Consider the following 3,539-nt stretch of genomic DNA (forward strand, 5'->3'; position numbering starts at 1 on the left):
AAGGCGAACAGCGCCATCAGGTAGGTGATCGAATAGCGAAACACCTTCATGGCGTACATTTCGTCCGGCGGGTTCATCAGGCGCACGGCGTAATAGAGAAAGCCGGCGCCGAGCACCACCGCGCCGCCCAGGTAGAGCACGCCGCTCATGCCGGTCAGCACCGGCAGCAGCGTGGCCACGAACAACAGTATTGTGTAGAAAAGGACATGCCAGCGGGTGTAGTGCACGCCATGGGTCACTGGAAGCATCGGTACCTGGGCACGAGAATAATCTTCGCGGCGGAAGATCGCCAGCGCCCAGAAATGCGGCGGCGTCCAGACGAAAATAATCAGCACCAGCAGCAGCGCGTAAGCCCAGTCGCGCTCACCGGTCATGCCGGTGACGGCCGACCAGCCCAGCAGCGGCGGTGAAGCGCCGGCAATGCCGCCGATCACGATGTTCTGTGGCGTGGCGCGCTTGAGGAACGCGGTATACACGACGGCGTAGCCGATCAGCGAGGCAAAGGTGAGCGCGGCGGTCATCCAGTTGACCAGGAACACCAGGATCGCCATCGACACCACGCCCAACGTGAAGGCAAAGATGAACACCTGCATCGCGCTCAACTGGCCGGTGGCCAGCGGCCGATTCGCGGTGCGGATCATGAGCTTGTCGATGCGCTCATCGATCAGGTGGTTGAACGCCGCCGCCGAGGCCGAAGCCATCCAGATGCCCAGCGATCCGAACACCAGCGCCTGCCAGCGCGGCAGGCCGGGCACGGCCAGGAACATGCCGATGACGGCGCAGAACACCAGCAGCGCAACAACGCGTGGCTTGGTCAATTCCAGATATTCGGCCAGATGAAGCTTCACGCGCACTCCGGGTGTCATGCAGGGCGGGTTGGTTCCAATCCGAAACCCCTCCGCGCGAACCCCACAGCTTACACTGCCTCCAGCCTTGGCTGGCTACGCGCCAGCGTGGCCAGCAGACTGAACAGCAGCAGCGCGGCCATGCCGTTGTGCGCCGTGGCCACCGGCAGCGGCAGGCCGAAATACACATTGCTGATGCCCAGCAGCACCTGTGCCACCAGGGTTACGGCGATGGCGATGCCGAACCAGCGCAAACCGGCGCGGGCAACCTTGTGCGCAAGCCAGCCCAGATACAAAAACACCACCAGCGCGCCGATGCGGTGCGTCATCTGGATCGCGGTTCGCGCAGAGGCGTCCAGGATGCCACCCTCATAGTTCACGCCGATCCCGCGCCACAGGATGAATCCCTGGTGAAAATCAGTCGGCGGCACCCATTGTCCCAGGCACTTGGGGAAGGCCATGTCACCGACGCCGCAGGCCAAGGCTGCGTAATTGGTGCTGGTCCAGCCGCCCAGAAAGATCTGCGCGGCCAGTATGACGATACCGACCGCGACAAAACGGCGAAGTCGGGCATGCTCATTGCCTTCGGCGCCGACCGGTGTGATCCGCAGCGCGATATACGCCAGCAGTGCAAACGTGGCCATGCCGCCGAGCAGATGCCCGGTGACCACGATGGGCTTGAGCAGCAAGGTCACCGTCCACATGCCGAGCATCGCCTGAAATATCACCAGTGCCAGCGCGATCACCGCGATGCGCCACGGCGGCGCGCGGGTCAGGCGCGCCGCCACGACCAGCGGTGCGGCGATCGACAGTGCAGCCAGCGCCGAGGACAGCATGTGTTCGCCACCGATATACATGGCCGTGCCCAGTGCCGCCGCCGCCGCAGCGCCGATCACGGTCCAGCGTGCCCATGGCTTGCGCCATACCGCGATCAACGCAAGCACCAGCACCAGCACGCCAAGCGTGCCTGCAATCATGCGGTGGAACTGCTCGCGCCATGGCTTGCCGGGCTCCACCGGGCGCTGCGGGAAAGCCGCGTCCGCGCGCGCCACCTGATGCGCCTGGTGTGGCCAGGTCACCTGTCCGTAGCACGTCGGCCAGTCGGGACAGGACAGCCCTGCATTGGACAGGCGCACGAAAGCGCCGAACACGACCACGCACAACGCGAACAATGCGGCGAACCAGGCCAGCCGGGCCGGCCAGGACAGACGGGAAATCGAGCGAAGCATCAGTGGATCACCTTCTGCAGGTCCTTGCGCAGCCCATTCGGATCAAATCCGGCTCGATACAGCGTCAACGCAGTGCCATTGGACTCGACCAGGATGGCCGCAACGCTGTCAGGGCCCAGCGGGCGGTATTTTTCCAGTTTGTGGTCGACATCGGTACCCACTTGCCAGGACTTCATCACTGCATCGGCACCCGGGATATGCGGTGGTTGTCCGACATAAAGCAGGCGCAGGCGATCGGCGTTCTGATTGAGCACGATCCTGGCATTGCTCATCAGGTGCAGCAGACGCACGCAATTGTCCATGCAATCACTCCCCGGCAGTGCCAGCAGGGTCATGCGCGGTTGACTGTCCTTCCAGGGGTAGCTGGAACCATCGGCAAGCTTTATATCGATGCCAGCAAAGCTGCGCTGCGGCAGGATCGGCTGGCCGTGACTGCTGCCTCCCGGCGTCCAGCCCGACAGCAACAGGCCTGCAGCGATCATCACCGGTAACAGGAACACGGCAACCACCAGAAGAAGCTTGATACGGCTCAGCTTCACGGAGGATCGGGCATCATTCATCGTCTTCTCCGTTGTCGCGCTTGCGATGCAGAATCACGAAGATCACCACCGCTGCAAAAGCGAAGGTGAACCATTGGAAAGCGTAGCCGCGGTGGCGCGCAGGCGGCATGAAGGTAGGCGTCCACTGCCGGACATAGGCCGTCGAGGGATCTGGATCGAGCAGCAGCACGCGTGGATAGACAGGTGCATGGAGATCGTGACTGATCTGCCTCATGTCGATATAGGTCGTCAGTTTGGGCCAGGCTTTTTGCTTGGCCAATGCATTGCCACCCAGCTTGAGTCCGGGCGGCGGCGGCGGTGCATAGATGCCCTTGATCTGTACCGCCCCGGGTTTGAGCGGCAGCAATTGAGGAAGCTTCTGGTATGCACCCTCGCGCGGCAGGAAACCAAGATCGACCAGCAGCAGCCGCTGACGCCCATCCGGCTGGAACACGGCATAGACCTGAACGCCATCGCGATGATCGTGGACCTGGTCGTCCAGCATGTACTTGTGCCCGGTCAGGTAGTGGCCGGAGACCACCAGGTGCGGGTAGCGATGCGGGAGCGCGCCGCGCTGCACGCTGGCGAAATCCCGAATCGGCGCCCGTACGGCCGTGGCGAAACGATGCAGAAGCACCTCCTTCTCGGAAGCGCGGTCAAGTTGCCAGATTCCCAGTCGCACGAAGAAAGCCACACCCGCCAGCGTCAGCAGCACGGCAAACAACGAGGGCCGGCGAAAGCGCATCATACGGATAGCCCCGGAGGCGGCGTTATACTGCGTGACAGAATTGGCACAAGGATCCTCGAGTGGAAACCGTATACAAGACAGCCTTGGTAATCGTGTTGGCCCTGGTGATCTTCAACCTCGGCCAAGCGCTCTACTTCATGATGAAGGACACCGGGGACAGCAAACGCACCGTGTGGGC

At 62.8% G+C, this 3,539-nt stretch carries 5 protein-coding genes; 1 reads left to right on the forward strand and 4 read right to left on the reverse strand.

Features of this window, described 5'->3' with window-relative positions; translation table 11 throughout:
* The 4 genes from cyoE to PF446_RS03790 form a co-directional block, all read right to left on the reverse strand.
* The coding region (gene cyoE, locus PF446_RS03775) for a heme o synthase (RefSeq protein ID WP_298069895.1) at window positions 1-848 on the reverse strand (848 nt) is incomplete at its 3' end.
* Window positions 849-916: 68 nt separating this feature from the next.
* Window positions 917-2,074, reverse strand: coding sequence for a COX15/CtaA family protein (locus PF446_RS03780; protein ID WP_298069897.1), 1,158 nt, complete (start codon window positions 2,072-2,074; stop codon window positions 917-919).
* Window positions 2,074-2,634 (reverse strand): hypothetical protein, encoded by a 561-nt coding sequence (locus PF446_RS03785; RefSeq protein ID WP_298069899.1) that lies wholly within the window; start codon window positions 2,632-2,634, stop codon window positions 2,074-2,076. Before PF446_RS03785 ends, PF446_RS03780 begins: the two co-directional genes overlap by 1 nt.
* Window positions 2,627-3,361: an SURF1 family protein gene (locus tag PF446_RS03790; RefSeq protein WP_298069901.1), complete on the reverse strand. Its 735-nt coding sequence runs from the start codon at window positions 3,359-3,361 to the stop codon at window positions 2,627-2,629. The genes PF446_RS03785 and PF446_RS03790 overlap by 8 nt, the downstream gene beginning before the upstream one ends.
* Before the next feature lie 59 nt (window positions 3,362-3,420).
* On the opposite strand from PF446_RS03790, the gene PF446_RS03795 reads away from it, so the two are divergent.
* Window positions 3,421-3,539: DUF2909 domain-containing protein (locus tag PF446_RS03795; protein WP_298069903.1), on the forward strand; the 119-nt coding region annotated here is incomplete at its 3' end.

It is taken from the genome of Oleiagrimonas sp. (genome assembly GCF_027858935.1).
Taxonomy (GTDB): domain Bacteria; phylum Pseudomonadota; class Gammaproteobacteria; order Xanthomonadales; family Rhodanobacteraceae; genus Oleiagrimonas.

What these genes read in the sequence shown, in the direction of transcription:
- PF446_RS03780 (WP_298069897.1), bottom strand. Translation starts at nt 2,074, where the DNA reads ATGCTTCGCTCGATTTCCCGTCTGTCCTGGCCGGCCCGGCTGGCCTGG.
- PF446_RS03785 (WP_298069899.1), bottom strand. Translation starts at nt 2,634, where the DNA reads ATGAATGATGCCCGATCCTCCGTGAAGCTGAGCCGTATCAAGCTTCTT.
- PF446_RS03790 (WP_298069901.1), bottom strand. Translation starts at nt 3,361, where the DNA reads ATGATGCGCTTTCGCCGGCCCTCGTTGTTTGCCGTGCTGCTGACGCTG.